This is a genomic window from Actinoplanes sp. 13 (genome assembly GCF_056134165.1).
The window spans coordinates 622191-642444 of sequence record NZ_JBVYOQ010000001.1; the positions used below are offsets into that span (position 1 = coordinate 622191).

14 protein-coding genes are annotated in these 20254 nt (G+C 72.1%); 4 read left to right on the top strand and 10 right to left on the bottom strand.

Annotated elements, in window-relative coordinates; genetic code table 11:
* Positions 1-34 precede the first annotated feature (34 nt).
* Complete coding sequence (locus AC0NH5_RS02805; protein ID WP_474399478.1) at positions 35-1321, bottom strand: ABC transporter substrate-binding protein; 1287 nt, start codon at positions 1319-1321, stop codon at positions 35-37.
* Between the two features lie 294 nt (positions 1322-1615).
* Between AC0NH5_RS02805 and AC0NH5_RS02810 the strand changes: the two genes are divergently transcribed.
* Positions 1616-2629, top strand: coding sequence for a LacI family DNA-binding transcriptional regulator (locus AC0NH5_RS02810; RefSeq protein WP_474399480.1), 1014 nt, complete (start codon positions 1616-1618; stop codon positions 2627-2629).
* Between the two features lie 101 nt (positions 2630-2730).
* Here AC0NH5_RS02810 and AC0NH5_RS02815 read toward each other — a convergent pair whose 3' ends face one another.
* The gene (locus tag AC0NH5_RS02815) at positions 2731-5355 is read right to left on the bottom strand and encodes a putative bifunctional diguanylate cyclase/phosphodiesterase (protein WP_474399483.1); all 2625 of its coding nucleotides are present in this window, start codon (positions 5353-5355) and stop codon (positions 2731-2733) included.
* Between the two features lie 250 nt (positions 5356-5605).
* On the opposite strand from AC0NH5_RS02815, the gene AC0NH5_RS02820 reads away from it, so the two are divergent.
* The 3 genes from AC0NH5_RS02820 to AC0NH5_RS02830 all read left to right on the top strand — a co-directional run bounded on the left by AC0NH5_RS02820 (position 5606) and on the right by AC0NH5_RS02830 (position 8903).
* Positions 5606-5992, top strand: a complete 387-nt coding sequence (locus AC0NH5_RS02820; protein ID WP_474399486.1) for a PH domain-containing protein — start codon at positions 5606-5608, stop codon at positions 5990-5992.
* A gap of 109 nt (positions 5993-6101) precedes the next feature.
* Positions 6102-7262 (top strand): PQQ-dependent sugar dehydrogenase, encoded by a 1161-nt coding sequence (locus AC0NH5_RS02825; RefSeq protein WP_474399489.1) that lies wholly within the window; start codon positions 6102-6104, stop codon positions 7260-7262.
* Between the two features lie 48 nt (positions 7263-7310).
* Positions 7311-8903, top strand: a complete 1593-nt coding sequence (locus AC0NH5_RS02830; protein WP_474399492.1) for a metallophosphoesterase family protein — start codon at positions 7311-7313, stop codon at positions 8901-8903.
* A 157-nt stretch (positions 8904-9060) separates the two neighbouring features.
* Here the strand turns inward: AC0NH5_RS02830 and gatB are convergent, their stop codons facing one another.
* The 8 genes from gatB to AC0NH5_RS02870 form a co-directional block, all read right to left on the bottom strand.
* Entirely contained in the window at positions 9061-10542 is a 1482-nt protein-coding gene (gatB, locus tag AC0NH5_RS02835) for an Asp-tRNA(Asn)/Glu-tRNA(Gln) amidotransferase subunit GatB (protein ID WP_474399495.1), read from the bottom strand.
* 1 nt (position 10543) lies between these two features.
* A complete protein-coding gene (gene gatA / locus AC0NH5_RS02840; protein ID WP_474399497.1) occupies positions 10544-12007 on the bottom strand; it encodes an Asp-tRNA(Asn)/Glu-tRNA(Gln) amidotransferase subunit GatA in 1464 nt (487 codons plus the stop codon).
* A complete protein-coding gene (gene gatC / locus AC0NH5_RS02845) occupies positions 12007-12306 on the bottom strand; it encodes an Asp-tRNA(Asn)/Glu-tRNA(Gln) amidotransferase subunit GatC (protein WP_474399499.1) in 300 nt (99 codons plus the stop codon). The genes gatA and gatC overlap by 1 nt, the downstream gene beginning before the upstream one ends.
* Positions 12279-14282 (bottom strand): putative bifunctional diguanylate cyclase/phosphodiesterase, encoded by a 2004-nt coding sequence (locus tag AC0NH5_RS02850; protein WP_474399501.1) that lies wholly within the window; start codon positions 14280-14282, stop codon positions 12279-12281. Before AC0NH5_RS02850 ends, gatC begins: the two co-directional genes overlap by 28 nt.
* Before the next feature lie 222 nt (positions 14283-14504).
* A complete protein-coding gene (gene ligA, locus AC0NH5_RS02855; protein ID WP_474399504.1) occupies positions 14505-16712 on the bottom strand; it encodes an NAD-dependent DNA ligase LigA in 2208 nt (735 codons plus the stop codon).
* A gap of 66 nt (positions 16713-16778) precedes the next feature.
* Entirely contained in the window at positions 16779-17771 is a 993-nt protein-coding gene (locus AC0NH5_RS02860; RefSeq protein WP_474399507.1) for a methionine synthase, read from the bottom strand.
* Entirely contained in the window at positions 17764-18855 is a 1092-nt protein-coding gene (gene mnmA, locus AC0NH5_RS02865) for a tRNA 2-thiouridine(34) synthase MnmA (RefSeq protein WP_474399509.1), read from the bottom strand. Before mnmA ends, AC0NH5_RS02860 begins: the two co-directional genes overlap by 8 nt.
* A gap of 9 nt (positions 18856-18864) precedes the next feature.
* Entirely contained in the window at positions 18865-20040 is a 1176-nt protein-coding gene (locus tag AC0NH5_RS02870) for a cysteine desulfurase family protein (RefSeq protein ID WP_474399512.1), read from the bottom strand.
* Between the last annotated feature and the right edge of the window lie 214 nt (positions 20041-20254).

Sequence of the window (20254 nt, forward strand, 5' to 3'; positions counted from 1 at the left end):
GACTCCCGTCGCCCCGCCTGTGGCACGTCACGGATCAGGAAGAGGCGACCTTCTCGGCTTCCTCGACCGCCTTCTGCCAGGCCTCGGAGGTCTTGAGCTTGCCCTCCTGCACCTGGGTGATGACCCGCTCGACGCTCTCCCGGGTCTTGCCGTTCTTCTTACCGAGGTACTGCGGCTGCAGGCTCTCCGCGGTCTTGGCGAAGATCTGGCCGGTCGGCGCGTTGCTCATGAACTCGTGCTTGAAGTCCAGAACGGCCTGGTCCTTGTAGAGCGCGGGCTGCGACGGCAGGTTGCCGACGGTCTTGAAGACCTCGATCTGCTGCTCCGGCTGGGTGGCGAAGTCGACGAACTTGGCCGCGGCCGCGGCGTTCTTGGTCTGCGCCGGGACGGTCCACCACGAGCCGCCCCAGTTGCCGCCGCCACCCGGGATCGCGGCGATGTCCCACTTGCCCTTGGTGCCGGGCGCGGTCTGCTGGATGTGGCCGAGCATCCACGCCGGGCAGGCGAGGACGGCGAACTTGTCACCGGTGAAGCCCTGGTTCCAGCCGGGCTGGAAGCTGACCAGGTTGGCCGAGATGCCCGCGTCGATCGCCTTCATGCTGACGTCGAACGCGACCTTCGGCCCGCCCTCCATCTGCAGCTGCTCCTGCTCGCTGTAGAAGCCCACCGGCTGCTGGCCGAGCACCGGGTTGAACAGGTTGGTGCCGGAGTCGATGAACTTCTTCTTCGAGGCGGCGGTGTACTTCTTGCCGGTCTCGATGAACGCGTCCCAGGTCGGCCACAGGGCGGAGACCTGGTCGCGCTCGGTGGGCAGGCCGGCCGCCTTGAACAGGTCGGTGCGGTAGCACATGGCCAGGCCGCCGACGTCGGTGCCGAGGCCGATCTGCTTGCCGTCGGCGGACATCGAGCCCTTCCACTTCCACGGCAGGTAGCGCGACTCGGCGCTGCCCAGACCGTGGTCGAGGAGGTTGACGAACTGGTCGGCCTGGTTCTTGAACTGAACCATGAAGCCCTCGTCGACGGCGGCGACGTCCGGGGCGCCGCTGCCGGCGACCAGCTTCTTCTGCAGGTCCTCGTGGTGCGCGTTGAACTCGGCCGAGTTCAACGCGATCTTGATGTTCGGGTTGGCCTTCTCGAAGCGCTCCTTGAGCATCTCCTGGCCCATGTCGCCGAAGAAGTTGACCTTGAGGGTGATCTGGCCTTCGCCGCCCTCGCTGTCACCGCCACCCTCGAGCGCCTGGCCGCTACAGCCGGCGATCACCAGGGTGGCCGCGACTCCCGCGACGGCCGCGCGCAGGGCACGACGTCCGAAAGGCTTCATTGTTTTCCTCCGATGCGGAGAGGTAAGTCACTGAACCGGGTAAGTTGCGCCGACGCTATGTGCGGGTTCGGCGGCTGTCAATAGCTAGTTACAGTCGCGTTATCTTCCGGCCCTCAGGTGCGCATAAGTAGCATTTAACGGACATGGGCGCGCTCCCATACATCGATGCTTTACAGGATCGGGTGTGTGCCGTAACACTTAACCGCTCAAGCGCTTTCCGAGTGCCCGGGGAGCGCGTTCCGGGCCGTTCAGTGGCGGTTAAGCTCGGCACCAGTGGGGACCAGAGGAGACTGAGTGAAGCGGCCCACGATCGCCGACATCGCCCGGCGGGCGGGTGTGTCCAAGGGCGCCGTGTCGTACGCGCTGAACAACCAGCCCGGCGTCTCCGAGGCGACCCGGAAACGCATCCTGGCGATCGCTCAGGAGATCGGTTTCAACGCCAACAGCGCTGCCCGCGCCCTCTCCGGCGCACGGGCCCGGGCCGTCGGGCTGACCCTCTGCCGCCCCGCCCGGATCCTCGGCATCGAGCCCTGGTTCATGGGCCTGATCAGCGGTTTCGAGGCCGAACTGGGCGCCCGGTCGTACGCGCTGACACTCCAGGTCGTCGCGTCGCCGGAACAGGAGATCGAGGTCTACCGCCGGTGGTGGGGCGAGCGCCGCATCGACGGCGTGATCGTCACCGACATCCGTGAGGACGACGTCCGCATCCCGGTGCTCCAGCAGCTCCAGCTCCCGGCCGTGGTGATCGGTGGCCCCGGCGACACCGGCTCGATCGCCCAGATCTGGTCCGACGACGCCGGCGCGATCACCGAGGCGGTGCGTTACCTGGTGGCGCTCGGCCACCACCGGATCGCCCGGGTCGGCGGCGTCCCGGACCTGCTGCACACCCGGGTCCGCACCAAGGCGTTCAACGAGGTCTGCGCGTCGCTCGGGCTGGACAACGTGATCACGCTGCCCGCCGACTACACCGGCGAGGAGGGCAGCCGCGCCACCCGCCGGCTGCTGATCGGCGGGGACCGGCCGACCGCGATCATCTATGACAACGACGTGATGGCGGTGGCCGGCCTGGCCGTGGCCCAGGAGATGGGCCTCGCCGTCCCCGGCGATCTGTCCATCGTGGCCTGGGACGACTCACCGCTGTGCAGCCTCGTGCACCCGCCGCTCACCGCGCTGAGCCGGGACATCTCGGCGTACGGGGCACAGGCCGCCCGTGAGCTGCTGAACGCCATCGACGGCAAGAAGGTCGGCAACGTCGAGGCCGGGCGGGTGCACCTCACCCCGCGCGGCAGCACCGCTCCCCCACGCTGACCGCCCGACTTCACACGCGGGCTTCGGGCCCGCTGCGGCGCGACCTGTGTGTGAAGTTCGGGTGCGTTCCGCACCCGAACTTCACACGCGGCTTCGGGCGGTCAGGTGCGGTGGGACTCCAGGTACGCCTCCATGCGCTCGGCCGGCGACGGGTGACCGAGCGCGTGGCCCTGGCCGTACCGGCAGCCGGCGACGGTGGCCCGCTCCACCATCTCGGGCGTCTCCAGGCCCTTGGCGACGATCTCCATGCCGAGCCGGCGACCGAGACTGACCACCACGTTCAGCACCGCCGGGCCACCGCCGACGGTCGCCCCGGAGGAGTCGCTGATCAGCGACGCGCTCAGTTTCAGCATGTCCACCGGCAGCCGCCGCAGGTGCGACAGTGACGTCTGACCGGACCCGAACTCGTCCAGCGCCGCACGGACGCCCAGCTTCCGCAGCCCGGTCAGCGCGGCCACGATGGCCGGCACGTCCTCGGCGATCCAGGTCTCGGCGACCTCGACGATCAACCGTTCCGGGGCCAGGCGGTACCGCCGCAGGGTCTCCGCGACCCGCTCCGGGAAGCGGGCGGTCAGCAACTCGCGCGGCCCGACGTTCACGGACAGCCAGAAGTCCTCGGCGCCGCCCCAGGTGGTCAGGTGCCGGCAGGCCTCGTCGAGCACCCACTCGTCCAGTTCGGCGATGATGCCCAGCGACGCGGCGATCGGCAGGAACTCCTCCGGCAACAGCGTGCCGAGTTCGGGATGCCGCCAGCGCAGCAGCGCCTCCACCCCGGCCGGGCGTCCGTCGCGCAACGCGGAGACCGGCTGGAAGACCAGGTCCAGCTCACCCCGCCCGGCCGCGCCGAGCAGCTGCTTCTCCAGCTCCATCCGGCGGTGCAGCTGAATCTCGACGTCCGGGTCGTACCACTCCACCCGGTCCTGGCCGAGCTGCCGGGCCCGCTGCCGGGCCAGGTCCGCGTGGCGCAGCACCTCCTCGGAGTCGCCGCCGCCGGACAACTCGGCCAGGCCCACGCTGGTGTGCAGCCGGACGGTCGTGCCGGGCAGCGGGTACGGCTCGCCGAGCGCGGTCACGATTCGGGTGGCCAGCGCGTACGCCGGGACGGCCGACTCCACGGTGAGCACCGCGAACTCGTCGCCGCCGAGCCGGGCCGCGACGTCGTCGGCGCCGAGCAGGCCGCGGATCCGGCGGCCGACCTCGACCAGCACGGCGTCGCCGACGGCCCGGCCGCTGGTGTCGTTGACCTCGGCCAGCCCGTGCAGGTCGATCACCAGCAGGGTGCCGCGCTGACCCGCCCGGCGGCGGTGCTCGAGCAGGTCGCGCATCAGCGCCGGGCGGTTGGCCAGGCCGGTGAGCTGGTCCAGGTGGGAGAGCCGATGCAGGGTACGTTCCAGGTGCACCCGTTCGCCCACGTCGCGCACGTGCACCACGAGCGCCGCCACCTCGGGCACCGACCGCTGGTCCGAGATCGTCGACTCGGTGTCCCGCCAGAGCTTGGCGCCGTCCCGCAGCCGCGCGCTGACCAGCACCGGTGGCCCGCCCTCGTGCTCGCCGGCGAGCACCGACTCGATCACCGCGCGGGCGCCGGCCGCGTCGTCGGGGTGGATCAGCTCATGGAACTCCCGGCCGATCACCTCCTCGTCGCGCAGCCCGAAGAGCCGGGCCGCGGCCGGCGACTGCCACCGGACGGTGAGGCGGTCGTCGAGCACCAGGGTCAGGTCGGTGGCGCCGGCCACCAGGGAGCGGAAGTGTGCTTCGGCGAGGCGCAGCCGGCCCGCGTACCGGCGGATGTCGTGCACCACGAGCAGCTCGCGGACGACGAGCACGCTGACCATCACAAGACCGAAAATGATCGCCTTGGTGCTGAACTCACGGACCGTGATCAGGTGCCAGAGGGCGGCGATCACGCCGACCGCGGCCGGCACTGCCAGCAGCGGGTAGCTGGCGAGGTACTGATCCGGGTGACGCGGCTCCAGCGGCGGGGGCGCCACGTCACGGCGGGCGCCACCGGCCGCCGACGCGGTCAGGCCGGCCACGATGGGCAGACCGGTCAGCGGGACGGCCGGGCCGGTCACGCCGTAGGCGAGCAGCTCGGTCAGCGTCCCCAGGGAGAGCAGGACCAGGACGGCGCCGGCGCCGCACCACAGGGTCGGGTGCGAGTGCGGCCGGACCCGGAGCACGATCACCGTGACGATCGCGGCGCCGCCCGCCGCGATGAGCATGGCCGGAACCGCCGTGGGCGGAGTCGCCGCACCCGGCACCAGATATGCCGCGAAGCCGAGGCTCACCCCCAGACCGAGCCCGTCGAACGCGCGACGGAGCCGGATCTGCCAGTTCCGCGCGGCGCCGGGCAGCAGCGACGTGCCCAGCACCAGCAGGCCGGCCGTCAGCGCCAGACCGGTCGTCAGCCAGCCGACCACGCCGGCCGGACCCCACCAGGGCATCGCCGCGGTCGCCACGGTGGCCAGCGCGCCGACCCCGACGAACCCGGCGCCCCGGCAGGCGGCGAACGCCCGCTCGCTGTGGTGGATCGCCAGCGCGGCCCGGATCAGGACGGTCGCCGCCCACAGGCCGGTGACGCCGACCGCCACGGCCAGCGCGGCCGGACCGGACAGCATCCCGGCCGCACCGGCGAGCAGCACCGACGCGGACAGGACCGGGACAGCGATCAGAACCGCCCGGGGGGTCGTCCGGGACGGGGCCGGCGCGGGAGGCGGCACAGCCACGAAGTGTCCTCTGCGTTGTTCCCGGGGCGGCGGGTCCCCGGTCGGGCGGGGTGAGCAGGATCGATGGGGCGGTGGAACTGCATGGCGGTCAACGACCGTCCCCGGAACGGGTTACGGCGCGGCGCGTGCCGGTCCCACGAACGGCATCGTCTGCCATTCAGCGATGGCGGTCAAATCGAGGTGCCCGGTTCGAGGTGCCCGGTTGCGATCCGGCAGAGCCGCCCGCGGCGCCGGGTGGGAGGATGGGACGGTGAGCAGTCGTCCCGTCCTCCGCGTCCGCAAGTCCGGCTCGGTCATGGTGGCCGCGTTGATCGCGCTGGTCGGTGCGGTCCCGCTGGCCGGCGCCTCGTGGGCGCTGGCGCCGATCCTGCTGATCCCGTTCACGATCCTGATCTGGGCCTGGCGGGCCGGCACCGACGTCTACCCCGACGAGCTGCGGGTGCGCGCCCTCTTCGGCGGCACCCGGGTGCCGTGGGCCCGGATCACCGAGCTCGCCCCGGACGAGCGCGGCCGGATCTCCGCCCTGCTCGACAACGGCAACGTCATCCGGCTGACCGGCGTCGACCGGACGAACCTCCCGCTGGTGCTGGAGGCGAGCGGCCACTCACTGAGCACGCCGGCTGCCGCCGATCAGTGAGCCGCTGGAAAACAGCCGGGCGTGCCGGCTGCCGCCGATCAGTGAGCCGCCGGAAACCACTCCACGGCGCGGCTACCCTGGTCCGCAGAGCCTAGGGGGTGGTCTGATCGTGCGTTTCCGCCGCAGCCGCGCCGCGGTCGCGACACTCGGTGCCGTGCTGGTGCTGACCGCGGGGTGCAGCTTCGGGCCGCCCGGCCCGGATCAGGCCGGCTCGCCGCCCAACCTGCCCCGCCCGTCCATCGCGCCGACCTCCAGCGCCGGCGCCGAGGAACGCGAGCTGGCGGTGACCGTGCTCGCCAAGAGCCTCGAGGTGCCGTGGGGCATCGCGTTCCTGCCGGACAGCTCGGCGGTGGTCACCGAGCGGGACACCGGGCGCCTGCTGAAGGTGGGACCGGAGTCCGAGGCCGGCGGCCTGAAGGTCACCGAGTTGCAGCGCCTCGACGAGGTGCGCGCCTCCGGCGACGGCGGGCTGCTCGGCATCGCCGTCTCCCCGAAGTACTCGACGGACGAGACGCTCTACGTCTACTACTCCACCGAGCGGGACAACCGGGTCGGCAAGCTGGTGATCGGCGGCAGGCTGACGCCGATCCTCACCGGGATCCCGCGCTCGCCGGAGCACAACGGCGGCGCGCTCGCCTTCGGCCCGGACGGCTTCCTCTACGTCGGCACCGGCGACGGCACCCCGGGCGGCACGCAGGCGCCGAACCCGAAGAGCCTCGGTGGCAAGATCCTGCGGATCACCACCGCCGGCAAGCCGGCATCCGGCAACCCGGTCAAGGGCTCACCGGTCTGGTCGTCCGGCCACCGCAACGTGCAGGGCCTGGCTTGGGACAAGACCAAGCGGATGTACGCGACCGAAAACGGTCAGCCCCGTTTCGGCGAGCTGAACGTGATCGCCAAGGGCCGCGACTACGGCTGGCCCCGCGCCGACGGCACCGGCCGGGACGCGAAGCAGGTGAACCCGCTCGCCGCCTGGCCGGCCGGCGAGTCCTCGTGCGGCGGTGTCGCCGCCGCGGAGAGCCTGGTCGCCACCGCGTGTCTTCAGGGTGAGCGGGTCTACCTGCTGAACGTCACCGGCAACGGCACGGTGCTCGGCAACCCGCAGGCGGTGCTGGACGGCGAGTTCGGCCGGCTCCGCGCGATGGTCGCCGCACCGGACGGCTCGTTCTGGGTCAGCACGTCCAACCAGGAGGACGCCGGCGAGCCAGGTCCGGAGGACGACCGCATCATCCGGATCGTCTTCTCGGACGGCGGCGCCGGCCGGAGCTGATCGCGATGACTGTTTCGATCAGGACCCGGCCGGGCAGGTGAGCAACCGATGAAGGCACCTCAGCTCCGCACCGGGGCCGCTCGTCTCCGCCGTCTGGCGGGCCGGGCCGTCCGGCACCGATGGACCCGGCGTGCCGGGGTGGCCGCCAAGGTCGGCCTGGTCAGCATCGCGGGGGCGACGATCGGCGTGATGCTGTTCGCGCGGGCCCCGATCAACGTGGGCCCGTTCGGCGCCGAGATGTCGATCGTCCCGTCGGTGCACGGCGGCACCGAGGTGGACATCCCGCCGCTCGGCTCCCTGCACCTGGACAGCCATCGCGGCCCGCTGCACCTCAAGGTCGCCCTCGGCTCGCTGGACCAGAGCCGCACCGAAGCGCTGATCGACAACCCGTCGTCGATCAGCTCGGCGGGTGACCGGGCTGTCGACGAGGTGATCACCGGCGTCTCGGTGCTCGGCCTGCGCACGCTGGGCGTCGCCGTCCTGAGCGCGCTGATCCTCTCCGCGCTGGTGCTGCGCGACGTCCGGCGCACGGCGGCGGCCGGGGTCACCGCTCTGGTGGTCACCGTGGGCAGCGCCGGGGTGGCGGCCGCCACCCTGCGGCCCGACGCGATCAGCGAGCCGAGGTACGAAGGGCTGCTGGTCAACGCGCCCGCGGTGGTCGGCGACGCCCGCCGGATCGCGGACAACTACGGGCGGTACGCCGAGCAGCTCCAGGCGATCCTCGGCAACGTCAGCCGGGTCTACTCGACGATCTCGACGCTGCCCGTCTATGAGCCGGCCGGCAACACCACCCGCCTGCTGCACGTCTCCGACCTGCACCTCAACCCGGCGTCCTGGGGTCTGATCCGGACCGTGGTGGAGACCTTCGAGATCGACGCGGTGATCGACACCGGCGACATCGTCGACTGGGGCAGCAGCGCCGAAACCGGGTACGTGTCCTCGATCCCGTCGATCCAGGTGCCCTACATCTTCGTGCGCGGCAACCACGACTCGATCGCCATCCAGGCCGCGGTCCGCGCCCAGCGCAACGCGGTGGTCCTGGACAACGAGCTGACCACGGTGGACGGGCTCACCATCGCCGGCATCGGGGACCCCCAGTTCACCCCGGACAAGAGCGAGTCGAACGAGACCGGCGACGAATCCGGCCCGGACCTGCTGACCGGTGCGGGCGAGCGCCTGGCCGGCACGATCCGCGAATCGGGCAAGAAGGTGGACATCGCCCTGGTGCACGACCCGGCCATGGCGCAGCCGCTGTCCGGGGTGGTGCCGCTGGTGCTCTCCGGGCACCGGCACCAGCGGGACGTGAGCATCCTGCCCGCCCCCGAGACGCCGGAGCCCGGCCCGTCGGCGTCCGGCCTGCCGTCCCCGGCACCGTCCGGTCCGGCCGACGGCGTGCCGCTGATGACGACCCGGCTGATGGTCGAGGGCTCGACCGGCGGGGCGGGGCTGCGCGGGCTGGAAGGGGAGGACCCGACGCCGCTGAGCCTGTCGGTGCTCTACTTCGACGAGACCAACGCGCTCAAGGCGTACGACGACATCCAGCTCGGTGGCACCGGGCAGTCGAACGTGGAGATGCAGCGCAACGTGATCGGGCTCGGCGAGGAGGAGATCCCGGCCCCCGACCCGTCGGCCAGTCGCTGACCCCGGTCAGCCGGCGCACGGGACGGCGCTGAGGGCGGCCGGGTGTGGGGTGAGGTGGAGTGGCAGCTCCGCCCGGCGCGGGCGGCAAAGGGCCGGGGAACGGCACCGCCCGGCCCTGACAGGATCAGGGCCGGGCGTAGGTCGTACCACAAAGGGCTCAAGAAGCGCCGAGCCGCGCAAGGATCAGGTCGCGGACGGCCTTGGCGTCCGCCTGGCCGCGCGTGGTCTTCATGACCGCACCCACCAGAGCGCCCGCCGCCGCCACCTTGCCGTCGCGGATCTTGGCCGCGATGTCCGGGTTGGCGGCGATGGCCTCGTCGACCGCGGCGGTGAGCGCGCCGGTGTCGTTGACGACCTCGAGACCGCGGGCCGTCATCACCTCGGCCGGGTCGCCCTCGCCCGCCACGACGCCCTCGAGCACCTGCCGGGCCAGCTTGTCATTGAGCTTGCCGTCCTCGACCAGCTTCTGCAGCGCGGCGACCTGGGCCGGGGTCGCGCCCACCGACGCCAGGTCGATGTCCTGCTCATTGGCGCGCCGGGCCAGCTCGCCCATCCACCACTTGCGCGCGCCGGCCGGCGACGCGCCCGCGGCGATGGTCTCCTCGATCAGCTCGACCGCGCCGGCGTTGGCCACCGACTGCATGTCGGTCTCGGAGATGCCCCAGTCCTCGCGGAGCCGGGCCCGCTTGGCGCTCGGCCTCTCCGGGAGCGCCTCGCGGAGGGAGGCGACCCACGCCGGGTCCGGCGCGATCGGCACCAGGTCGGGCTCGGGGAAGTAGCGGTAGTCGGTCGCGGTCTCCTTGGAGCGGCCCGGGCGGGTGTCGCCGGTGGTCTCCTGGAAGTGCCGCGTCTCCTGGAAGATCTTGCCGCCCTCGTCCAGGATGCCGGCCTGGCGGATGATCTCGGAGCGGACCGCCCGCTCGACGGAGCGCAGCGAGTTGACGTTCTTGGTCTCGGTCCGCGTGCCCCACTCCTCACCCGGCAGGTTCAGCGAGGTGTTCACGTCGCAGCGCATCGAGCCCTGCTCCATGCGCACGTCGGAGACGCCGAGCGAGCGGATGATGTCGCGCAGCTCGGCGACGTAGGCCTTGGCCACCTCGGGGGCGATCGTGCCGAGGCCGGGCACCGGCTTCGTCACGATCTCGACCAGCGGGATGCCGGCCCGGTTGTAGTCGACCAGCGACTCGGTGGCGCCGTGGATGCGACCGGTCGCGCCGCCGACGTGCAGCGTCTTGCCGGTGTCCTCCTCGATGTGCACCCGCTCGATGCCGATCCGGTGCGTGGTGCCGTCCACCTCGACGTCCACGTAACCGTCGACGCAGAGCGGCTCGTCGTACTGCGAGGTCTGGAAGTTCTTCGGCATGTCCGGGTAGAAGTAGTTCTTCCGGGCCATCCGGCACCACTCGGCGATGTCGCAGTTCAGCGCCAGGCCGATCTGGATGGTCGCCTCGATGGCGGCCCGGTTCATCACCGGCAGTGAGCCCGGCAGGGCCAGGCAGACCGGGCAGACCTGGGTGTTCGGCTCGGCGCCGAAGTCGGTCTTGCAGCCGCAGAACATCTTGGTGTTCGTGCCCAGCTCGACGTGCGTCTCCAGGCCGATGACCGGCTCGTACTTGGTGAGGATCTCGTCGTAAGTCATCTCACAGCTCCGGCGGGGTGAACGTGCCGACGGCGGACTCCAGGGCCGCGGCGACCCGGTACATCCGGTCGTCGGCCATCGTCGGCGCCATGATCTGGAAGCCGACCGGCAGACCCTCGGAGAGACCGCTCGGCACCGAGATGGCCGGTCCGCCGTACAGGTTCGTCGGGATCGTGAAGAGGTCGGCGAGGTACATCTGGTACGGATCGCTGGTCCGGGAGCCGAACGGGAATGCCACGAACGGGGTGGTCGGCGAGACCAGCACGTCGGCCTTCTCGAACGCGGACCGGAAGTCCCGGCTGATCAGCGTGCGGACCTTCTGCGCCTGCCCGTAGTAGGCGTCGTAGTACCCGGAGGAGAGGGCGTACGCGCCGATGATGATCCGGCGCTTCACCTCGGGGCCGAAGCCGGCCTCGCGGGTCAGCGACATGACCTCCTCGAGCGAGCGGCTGCCGTCGTCGCCCTCGCGCAGGCCGTAGCGCACGCCGTCGAAGCGGGCCAGGTTGGAGGAGCACTCGCTGGGCGCGATCAGGTAGTACGCCGGCAGGGCGTACTGGAAGTGCGGGCAGGAGATCTCGACGATCTCGGCGCCCATCTTGACCAGGGTCTCCAGCGACTCGCGGAACGAGTTGATCACGCCGGGCTCGGCGCCGTCGCCGCTGAACTCCTTGACCACGCCGAGCTTGACGCCGGACAGGTCGCCGCTGCTGCCGAGCCGGGCCGCGGCCACGACGTCCGGGACCGGCTGCGGGATCGAGGTGGAGTCCCGCGGGTCGTGGCCGGCGATCACCGCGTGCAGCAGGGCGGCGTCCTCCACCGTACGGGCGCAGGGGCCGGGCGTGTCCAGCGAGGAGGAGAAGGCGATCAGGCCGTACCGCGAGGTGCCGCCGTAGGTCGGTTTCGCACCGACAGTGCCGGTGACCGCGCCGGGCTGCCGGATCGAGCCACCGGTGTCGGTGCCGATCGCCAGCGGCGCCTCGTAGGCGGCGATCGCGGCGGCCGAGCCACCACCCGATCCGCCCGGGATCCGGCCCAGGTCCCACGGGTTGTTGGTGGGGCCGTACGCGGAGTATTCCGTGGAGGAGCCCATCGCGAACTCGTCCATGTTGGTCTTGCCGAGGATCGGCAGACCGGCCTTCTTGAGCCGCTCGACGATCGTCGCGTCGTACGGCGGCTTCCAGCCCTCGAGGATTTTCGAGGCGGCGGTGGTCGGGATGCCCTTGGTGGTCACCACGTCCTTGACCGCGATCGGCACCCCGGCCAGCGGCCCGGTGATCTCGCCGTCGTCGACCCTCTTCGCCGCGGCGAGGGCGCCCTCACGGTCCACGTGCAGGAACGCGTGCACCCGCTCGTCCACGGATCCGATCCGGTCGAGGTGCGCGGTGGCGACCTCGACAGCCGAGACGTCCCGCTTGCGGATCAGCTCGGCGAGGGTGGCGGCGGGCATCCTGGTCAGGTCACTCATCAGGCCTCTTCCTCCAGGATGCGCGGCACCCGGAACCGGCCCTCGTACGCGTCGGGGGCGCCGGAGAGCGTCTCCTCCTGCGTCAGGCTCGGTGTCGGGACGTCGTCGCGGTACACGTTGGTCAGCGGCACCGAGTGCGAGGTCGGCGGGATGTCCTCCGCGGCCACCTCACCGACCCGCGCGACCGACTGCAGGATCACGTCGAGCTGCCCCGCGAATCGGTCCAGCTCCTCTTCGGTCACGGCGAGCCGCGACAGGCGCGCCAGGTGCGCTACCTCTTCGCGGGAGATGGCGGCCATCCTGCCCCCTCGTTGTTTGACGGTCTGCCTGCTTGCCCCGAGTCTATTTTCCGGGGCCGGAAGGGACGGTACCGGCCCAGCCACTCGGACAGTTCAGCGGCGGGCATCGGCCGGGCGTGGAACCAGCCCTGGGCGGTGTGGCAGCCGGCGGCGGCCAGCAGACGCCAGGTGGCCTCGTCCTCCACGCCCTCCGCGACCGCGCGCAGGCCGAGCGCCTCGGCCAGGCCGATCACCGATCGCACGATCGCCGCGTCGCCCCGGTCGGTGGCCATCCCCAGCACGAAGGAGCGGTCGATCTTCACCTCGGAGAGCGGGAGCCGGCGCAGGTGCTGCAACGACGAATACCCGGTGCCGAAGTCGTCCAGCGAGATCGCCACGCCCATCCGGCTGAGCCGGGTGGTGGTGTCCAGCACCCGGTGCGGGTCGGCCATCAGCGCGCTCTCGGTGATCTCCAGCTGAAGCAGGTCGGCCGGGACCGCATAGCGGTGCAGCAGGGCGGCGACCCGGTCGGCGATGTCGCCGGCGTGCAGGTCACGCGCGCTGACGTTGACCGCGGCCCGCAACGTCTCCCGGCGTTCGTGCCAGACCGCCAGCTGGGCGATGACCTCCTCCAGCACCCGGGCGGTCAGCAGCCGCATCACCGGGGTCGGCTCGGCGGCCCGCAGCAGTTCCTCGGGGCCGACCAGGCCGCGCTCCGGGTGACGCCAGCGCAGCAGCGCCTCCACGCCGACCACCTCGCCGGTCGCGATCGCGATCTGCGGTTGGTAGTAGAGGACGATCCCGTCGTCGTTCTCGCGCAGCGCGGTGCGCAGGTCGGCGAGCAGGGCCAGCCGTTCCGGCGAGTGGTGGGCGGCGTCCGGCCCGTGCATCGCGACCTGGTCGCCGCGCTGCTTGGCCTCGTACATCGCGGCCTCGGCCTCGCGCAGTAGGGTGCCGCCGTCGCGCCGGCCGGACTGCAGGGCGATCCCGATCGAGGCGCTCAGCTCGACCGGGGTGCCGTCCATCAGGAACGGGCGGCTCAGCGACTCGGCCAGGTGCTGCGCGATGCGGCGGGCCGCGGCGGGGCCGTCGACCCGGGTGGCGAGCACGGCGAACTCGTCGCCACCGAGGCGAACGACCAGGTCGTGCCCCGGAACCGCGGCGGTGAGCCGGTCCGCCACCCGGGCCAGCAGACGGTCGCCGGCGCCGTGGCCGAGCGCGTCGTTCACGGTGCGGAACCGGTCCAGGTCGAGCAGCAGCAGGGCCCGGCGCCGATCGGTGGCCCGCTCGGCCGTCGCGGCCTGCAGCGACTTGCGGTTCGGCAGGCCGGTGAGCGGGTCGAAGCGGGCGGCCCGCTCGGACTCGCCGGCCCACCGGACCATTCGGTGCACCGCGTGCAGGGCGAGCAGCGCCAGCGGGAGCAGAGCCGGGCTGACCTGGGCGGCGACCAGCACCACCGGGCTGAGCAGCAGCAGGGCGGCGGTGGCGAGCAGGTCGGCGTGACCGCGGCGCCGCCGCGGCCGGCCGTCGCTGGTCCAGCTGCGCACCAGGGCGGCGATCGCGTACCGGGCGGCGATCCAGGCGGCCGCGGCAGCGCAGGCCAGTGCGGCGTCCAGCCAGCCGGGATGGGTGCCGATCCGCAGGCCGGTGCCGGCCGCCACCAGCGCCGCGGCGCCGAGCGCGACGGCGTGCTGCAGGGCCAGGTGCAGGGTGCGGCGCACGGAGTGACGCATGCGCACGCCGGCCACGGTCACCGCCAGCAGCTGCACGGCCAGGGCGGGCGCGCCGCCCCAGGCGAGCAGGATCGCGAAGGTGAAGCAGATCGAGGGCAGGATGACCGCGCTGGCCCGGCGGCCGGGCAGCAGGTAGGGGCGGGCGTCGACCACCAGGGCCAGCACCGCCATCGTCCAGAAGCCGGCAGGCAGACCGGCGAAGGACCCGGGATGGACGGCCCAGAGGATCAGCGCGCCCACACCGGCGAAGATCGAGGTGAGCATGACGGTGCGACGATGCCGGGGTTCGGTCCGGCCGGGCGGCGCGCACGCGGCAGCCTCTGAGATGGCGCGAGACGCGGCCGTGCGCGGGCGAGCGGCATCCATGCGACCTCCACGATGGCCTCGATCACCGATCGCCTACACCATAGATCCGTATGGTGTTTTTTGGCGCAAAGCACCTATGCGTTATTAAACCGACATATGTCTCCAGACGCGGGAACCGGCTCAATTCCCTCTCTCGGGTGATCCTTCCGGCGCCATCTCGGCCACCGCGCGGGCTGCTTCCGGACCCTCGGCCAGCAGCACCCCGAAGCCCGCCTCGTCCAGCACCGGCACCTTCAGGGCGAGGGCCTTGTCATATTTGCTGCCGGGGTTCTCCCCCACCACCACGAACCCGGTCTTCTTCGAGACCGAGCCGCTGACCTTGCCGCCCCGGACGGTGACCGCCTCGGCGGCCTTGTCCCGGGTGTAACTCGCCAGGGTGCCGGTGACCACCACGGTCAGCCCGTCCAGCGGGCGCGGGCCGCTCTCGACCCGCTCGTCGGCCATCTTCACGCCGGCGTCCCGCCACCTGCGGACGATCTCGCGGTGCCACGGCACGGTGAACCACTCGCGGAGGCTGTCCGCGATGATCGGCCCGACCCCGTCGACCGCCGCCAGCGGGTCGACGGCCTTGGCCTTGCGCTTGGCGGCCTCGGCGTCCGGTGCGCCGGCCTCGGAGGCCTCCGCCGCCTCGGCGGTGGCCGCCACGATCTCCGGTGACGCCGCCGTGCGCGCCAGCTCCTCCTCCAGCGCGGCCATCGAGCCGTACTCCAGAGCCAGGGCTCCGGCCGCGGTCGGGCCGACGTGCCGGATCGAGAGCGCGACCAGCACCCGGGCCAGCGGGCGCGACTTCGCCTCCGCCAGGCTCTGCAGCATCTTGCGCGCGTTGCTGCCCAGGCTCCCGTTCTGGTTCACGAAGAACGGGACCCGGAGCAGGTCCTCCTCGGTCAGCGAGAACAGGTCGCCCTCGTTGTGCAGCACGCCCGACTCGAGCAGCGCCCGGGCCGCTTTCGCGCCGAGCACCTCGATGTCGAACACGTCCCGGCTGCCGACGTGGGTGAGCCGCTCCCACAGCTGCCCCGGGCACGACTCGGCGTTGGGGCACCGGATGTCGACGTCGCTCTCCTTGGCCGGCGCCAGCGGGGTGCCGCAGGACGGGCACTCGGTCGGCATGACGAACGCGCGGGCGTCGTCCGGCCGCAGATCGACGACCGGGCCCAGGACCTCCGGGATCACGTCACCGGCTTTGCGCAGCACCACGGTGTCGCCGATCAGCACACCCTTGCGGACGACCTCCTGGGCGTTGTGCAGGGTGGCCTGGGAGACCGTGGACCCGGCCACCAGCACGGGCTCGAGGATCGCGTAGGGGGTGACCCGGCCGGTGCGCCCCACGTTCACCGCGATGTCGAGGAGCTTGGTGTTGACCTCCTCGGGCGGATATTTGTAGGCGATCGCCCAGCGCGGGGCCCGGCTGGTCGAGCCCAGCCGGCCCTGGATGGCGACCTGATCGACCTTGATCACCACACCGTCGATCTCGTGCTCGACGTCGTGCCGGTGCTCGGCGTAATAGGCGATGTAGTCGCGCACGCCGGCCATGTCGCCGAACAGCTTCCACCGCTCGCTGGTGGGCAGGCCCCAGGCCCGCAACGCCTCGTAGGCGTGGGACTGCGAGGTGGGCGTGAACCCCTGCCGCGCCCCGATGCCGTGCACCACCATCCGCAGGCCGCGGGACGCGGTGATCCGCGGGTCCTTCTGGCGGAGGCTGCCGGCCGCCGCGTTGCGCGGGTTGGCGAACGGGTCCTTGCCCTGCTCGACCAGGCTCGCGTTGAGCTCGGCGAAGGCGTCGGCCGGGAAATAGATCTCGCCGCGCACCTCCAGCAGATCGGGCACGTCGTCGCCGGCCAGCCGCTCCGGGATCTCCCGGATGGTGCGCACGTTGGGCGTCACGTCCTCGCCGGTGTATCCGTCGCCCCGGGTGGCGCCGCGGACCAGGCGGCCCTTCTCATAGGTCAGGTTGATGGCGAGCCCGTCGACCTTGAGCTCGCAGATGAACTGCACCGGCCCACCGGCGTCCCGCACCGTGCGGTCGGCCCAGGCGGTGAGCTCGTCGCCGTCGAAGACGTTGTCCAGCGACATCATCCGCTCGGCGTGCTCGACCGCGGTGAACTGCGTCGAGAAGGTCCCACCCACGTTCTGGGTGGGCGAGTCGGGGGTGCGCAGCTCCGGGAACTCGGCCTCCAGCGCCTCGAGCTCGCGCAGCAGCACGTCGAAGTCATGGTCGGAGATGGTCGGCGAGTCCAGCACGTAATAGCGGTACTGATGGTTGCGGATCTCGTCGGCCAGCTCGGCGTGCCGGGAACTGGCCTCCGGCGGTGTGGACGACTCGACCACCGAACAAACCTCCGTGTCAGGGGAACCTACGAGGCACGTTAGTCCCACCCCCCGACAAAAGTGCTGTCACACCTCGGCGATGCGGCGGCCGGCTTCCGTGCACGCCTTGAGCAACGCCCGGGTGTATCCGTGTGGCGCGCCCGCAAGCCCGCACGCAGGGGTGATCACCACTTGCTCGGGCAACCGTGCGGCCGGGAAGCCCAGCCGCTGCCACAGGGTGCGCACCCGGTCGGCGATCTCCTTGGCCTCCGGCCGTCCGCCGGCCGGCCGGGTCGGCGCGGCGCCCACGAAGAGGCCCAGACCGGCCTCGATCGCCTCACCGAGCGGGTCGAGGTCCGTGACCAGCGACAGGTCCAGCGCCACCGCGGTCGCCCCCGCGTCCCGGAACACCTGCAACGGCAGGTCCGGCGCGCAGCAGTGCACCACCACCGGGGCGTCCACCGACGAGATCACGGTTCGCAGCCGGGTCGCCGCGTCCGGCCCGTCCACCTCGCGGTAGGCGCCCAGCCCGCTCTCCGTGGGCACGTGCCCGGCCAGCACGGCCGGCAGCGACGGCTCGTCCAGCTGGAGCAGCACCGTGGCGCCGGGCAGCCGCTTGCGCACGTCCGCCACGTGCCGCCGCAGCCCCTCGGCGAGCGAGTCGGTCAGGTCCCGGACCGCGCCGGGGTCCCGCAGCATCAGCCCGCCGATCGGCAGGTTCAGCCCGGCCGCCAGCGTCCACGGCCCGGCCGCCTGGATCTTGACCGTCCCGGTGAAACCGCCGCCCTGCTCGGTGAGCTGGTCCAGGTCACGTTCCAGCAGGTCGGCAGTTCGCCGCAGGTCCTTGCCGGGCCGCGAGGCGATCTGCCAGCGCCCGGCGTAGAGCTGCACCGGCAGCTCCACCAAAAAGCCCGCGCTCCGGCCGAGCATGTCCGCGCCGGGACCGCGCTCCGGCAGCTCGGCGAGGTGTGGCAGCTCCGGCAGCTCGCCGAAGACGATCCGCTGGGCCTCGGCCACGTCGGTGCCGGGCAACGACCCGATCCCGGTGGCGGCCCCCGGCGGCCACGGGAAGTCAGACATGGGTCGCCGGCGCCCGCGAACCGGCCGCGATGGTCGCCGAACCGAGCACGACGTCACCCTCCGGGTCCGGCCGGTAGGCCACGATCGCCTGCCCGGCGGCCACGCCGCGGGCCGGGGCGTGCAGCCGGGCCGTCAGGCCGTCATCGGTCACCGACACGTCGGCGGCCACCACTTCCCCGTGCGCTCGCAGCTGCACCTCGCACGAGACGTCGGCGGCGGCGTCGTGCCAGATCGGGCGGGCTGCGGTGACCACGTCGACCTCGAGATCCTCCCGGGGCCCGACGGTGACCGTGTTGGAGACCGGAGTGATCGACAGCACGTAGCGCGGCCGCCCGTCAGCGGCCGGAACCCGGAGGTCCAGCCCCTTGCGCTGCCCGATCGTGTAGCCGTACGCCCCGTTGTGGGTCCCCAGCTTCTCGCCGGTCCGCCCGTCGACGATGTCCCCGGGCGCGCTGCCGAGCCGCCGCTCCAGGAACCCGCGGGTGTCCCCGTCCGAGATGAAGCAGATGTCGTGCGAGTCCGGCTTGTCGGCGACGGCCAGCCCGCGCGCGGCGGCCTCCGCCCGCACCTGCTCCTTCGTCGAGTCCCCCAGCGGGAACACCGCACGATCGAGCTGGGCCCGGGTCAGGACCGCCAGCACATAGGACTGATCCTTGGCGATGTCCACGCTGCGCCGCAACAACCCGTCGGACCCCAGGCGCGCGTGATGACCGGTCACCACGGCGTCGAAACCCAGCGCCACCGCCCGGTCCAGCACCGCCGCGAACTTGATCTTCTCGTTGCAGCGCAGGCAGGGATTGGGGGTGCGCCCCGCCGCGTACTCGTTCACGAAGTCGTCGACGACGCTCTCGTGGAACTCCTCGGCCATGTCCCACACATAGAACGGGATGCCGATCACATCGGCCGCCCGGCGCGCGTCCCGGGAATCCTCCAGGGTGCAGCAGCCGCGCGCCCCGGTGCGGAACGTCTGAGGATTACGGGCCAGCGCCAGGTGCACACCGGTGACGTCGTGACCGGCGTCCCGGGCGCGGGCGGCAGCAACGGCGGAATCGACACCGCCCGACATGGCCGCAAGAACTCGCATGACGCCAGCCTATCTGGGCGTCTTCCAGGCACCCGCCCGGCGGGCCCGCTCCACCGCGCCCGGCAACGCCGCGAGCAGCGCGTCGACGTCCGCCATCGTGCTGTCGTGCCCGAGGGTGAAACGCAGCGACGACCGCGCCCGGGCGTCGTCGGCGCCCATCGCCAGCAGCACGTGACTGGGCTGGGCCACCCCGGCCGAGCACGCCGAACCGGTCGAGCAGTAGACCCCCTGCGCGTCCAGCAGCAGCAGCAACGCGTCACCCTCACACCCGGGGAAGGAGAAGTGGGCGTTGCCCGGCAGCCGGTCCTCCACCGCTCCGTTGAAGATCGCCTCGGGGACCGCCGCACGCACCCGCCGCACCAGCTCGTCACGCAGGGCGGCGACGCGGGCCGCGTACTCCTCCCGGGCCTTGATCGCGGCCTCGACCGCCGCGGCGAGAGCGGCCACCCCCGGGGCGTCCAGGGTCCCGGAGCGCACGTCGCGCTCCTGGCCGCCACCGTGCAGCAGCGGCGTGCACGGCACGTCGCGGCCCAGCAGCAGCGCGCCCACCCCGACCGGGCCGCCCAGCTTGTGCCCGGTCAGCGTCAGGGCCGCGGCCCCGCTCGCCGCGAAGTCCACCGGGATCTGCCCGACCGCCTGCACCGCGTCGGTGTGGAACGGGATGCCCGCCGCGGCCGCGACCCGCGCCAGCTCAGCGATCGGCTGCACCGTGCCGACCTCGTTGTTCGCCCACTGCACGCTGATCACGGCGATCTCGTCGCCGTGCTCTGCGATCAGCTCGGCCAGCGCGTCCGGGCGGACCAGGCCGCCGCCGTCCACCGGCAGCGCGTGCACCCGCGCGCCCTCCTGGTGGCCCAGCCAGTCGGCCGCGTCCAGCACCGCGTGATGCTCCACCGCGGAGGTCACCACGCGGACGCGGGCGGACTCCGCCGAGCGCCGCGCCCAGAAGATGCCCTTCACCGCCAGGTTGTCGCTCTCGGTGCCGCCGCTGGTGAAGATCACCTCAGACGGCCGGGCGCCGACCGCCGCGGCGACCCGCTCCCGGGACTCCTCCACCAGGCGCCGGGCGCCCCGGCCCGCAGCATGCAGGGACGACGGATTGCCGACCTCCCGCGCCGCGGCGACGTAGGCGTCGAGCGCGGCGGGAAGCATCGGCGTGGTCGCCGCGTGATCCAAGTAGGCCATTGTCTTTCAGCTTAGGCCGTTCTTTCGTGCGCCGGATTCCGGCGGCCTCCGGCACCCGGAGAATCAAGATCAGGAACAGGCTGTCGTAGCGGGGTGGTGGGTACAGACCGCTGCTCCCGCCGAGGGCCGCGCGGCGGCTCGCTGGCCGCTACGCGTCCAAACCACTCCCCACCACCCGGCAACCTGCGTAAGTGGTCCCGCCCAAACCCGTGTG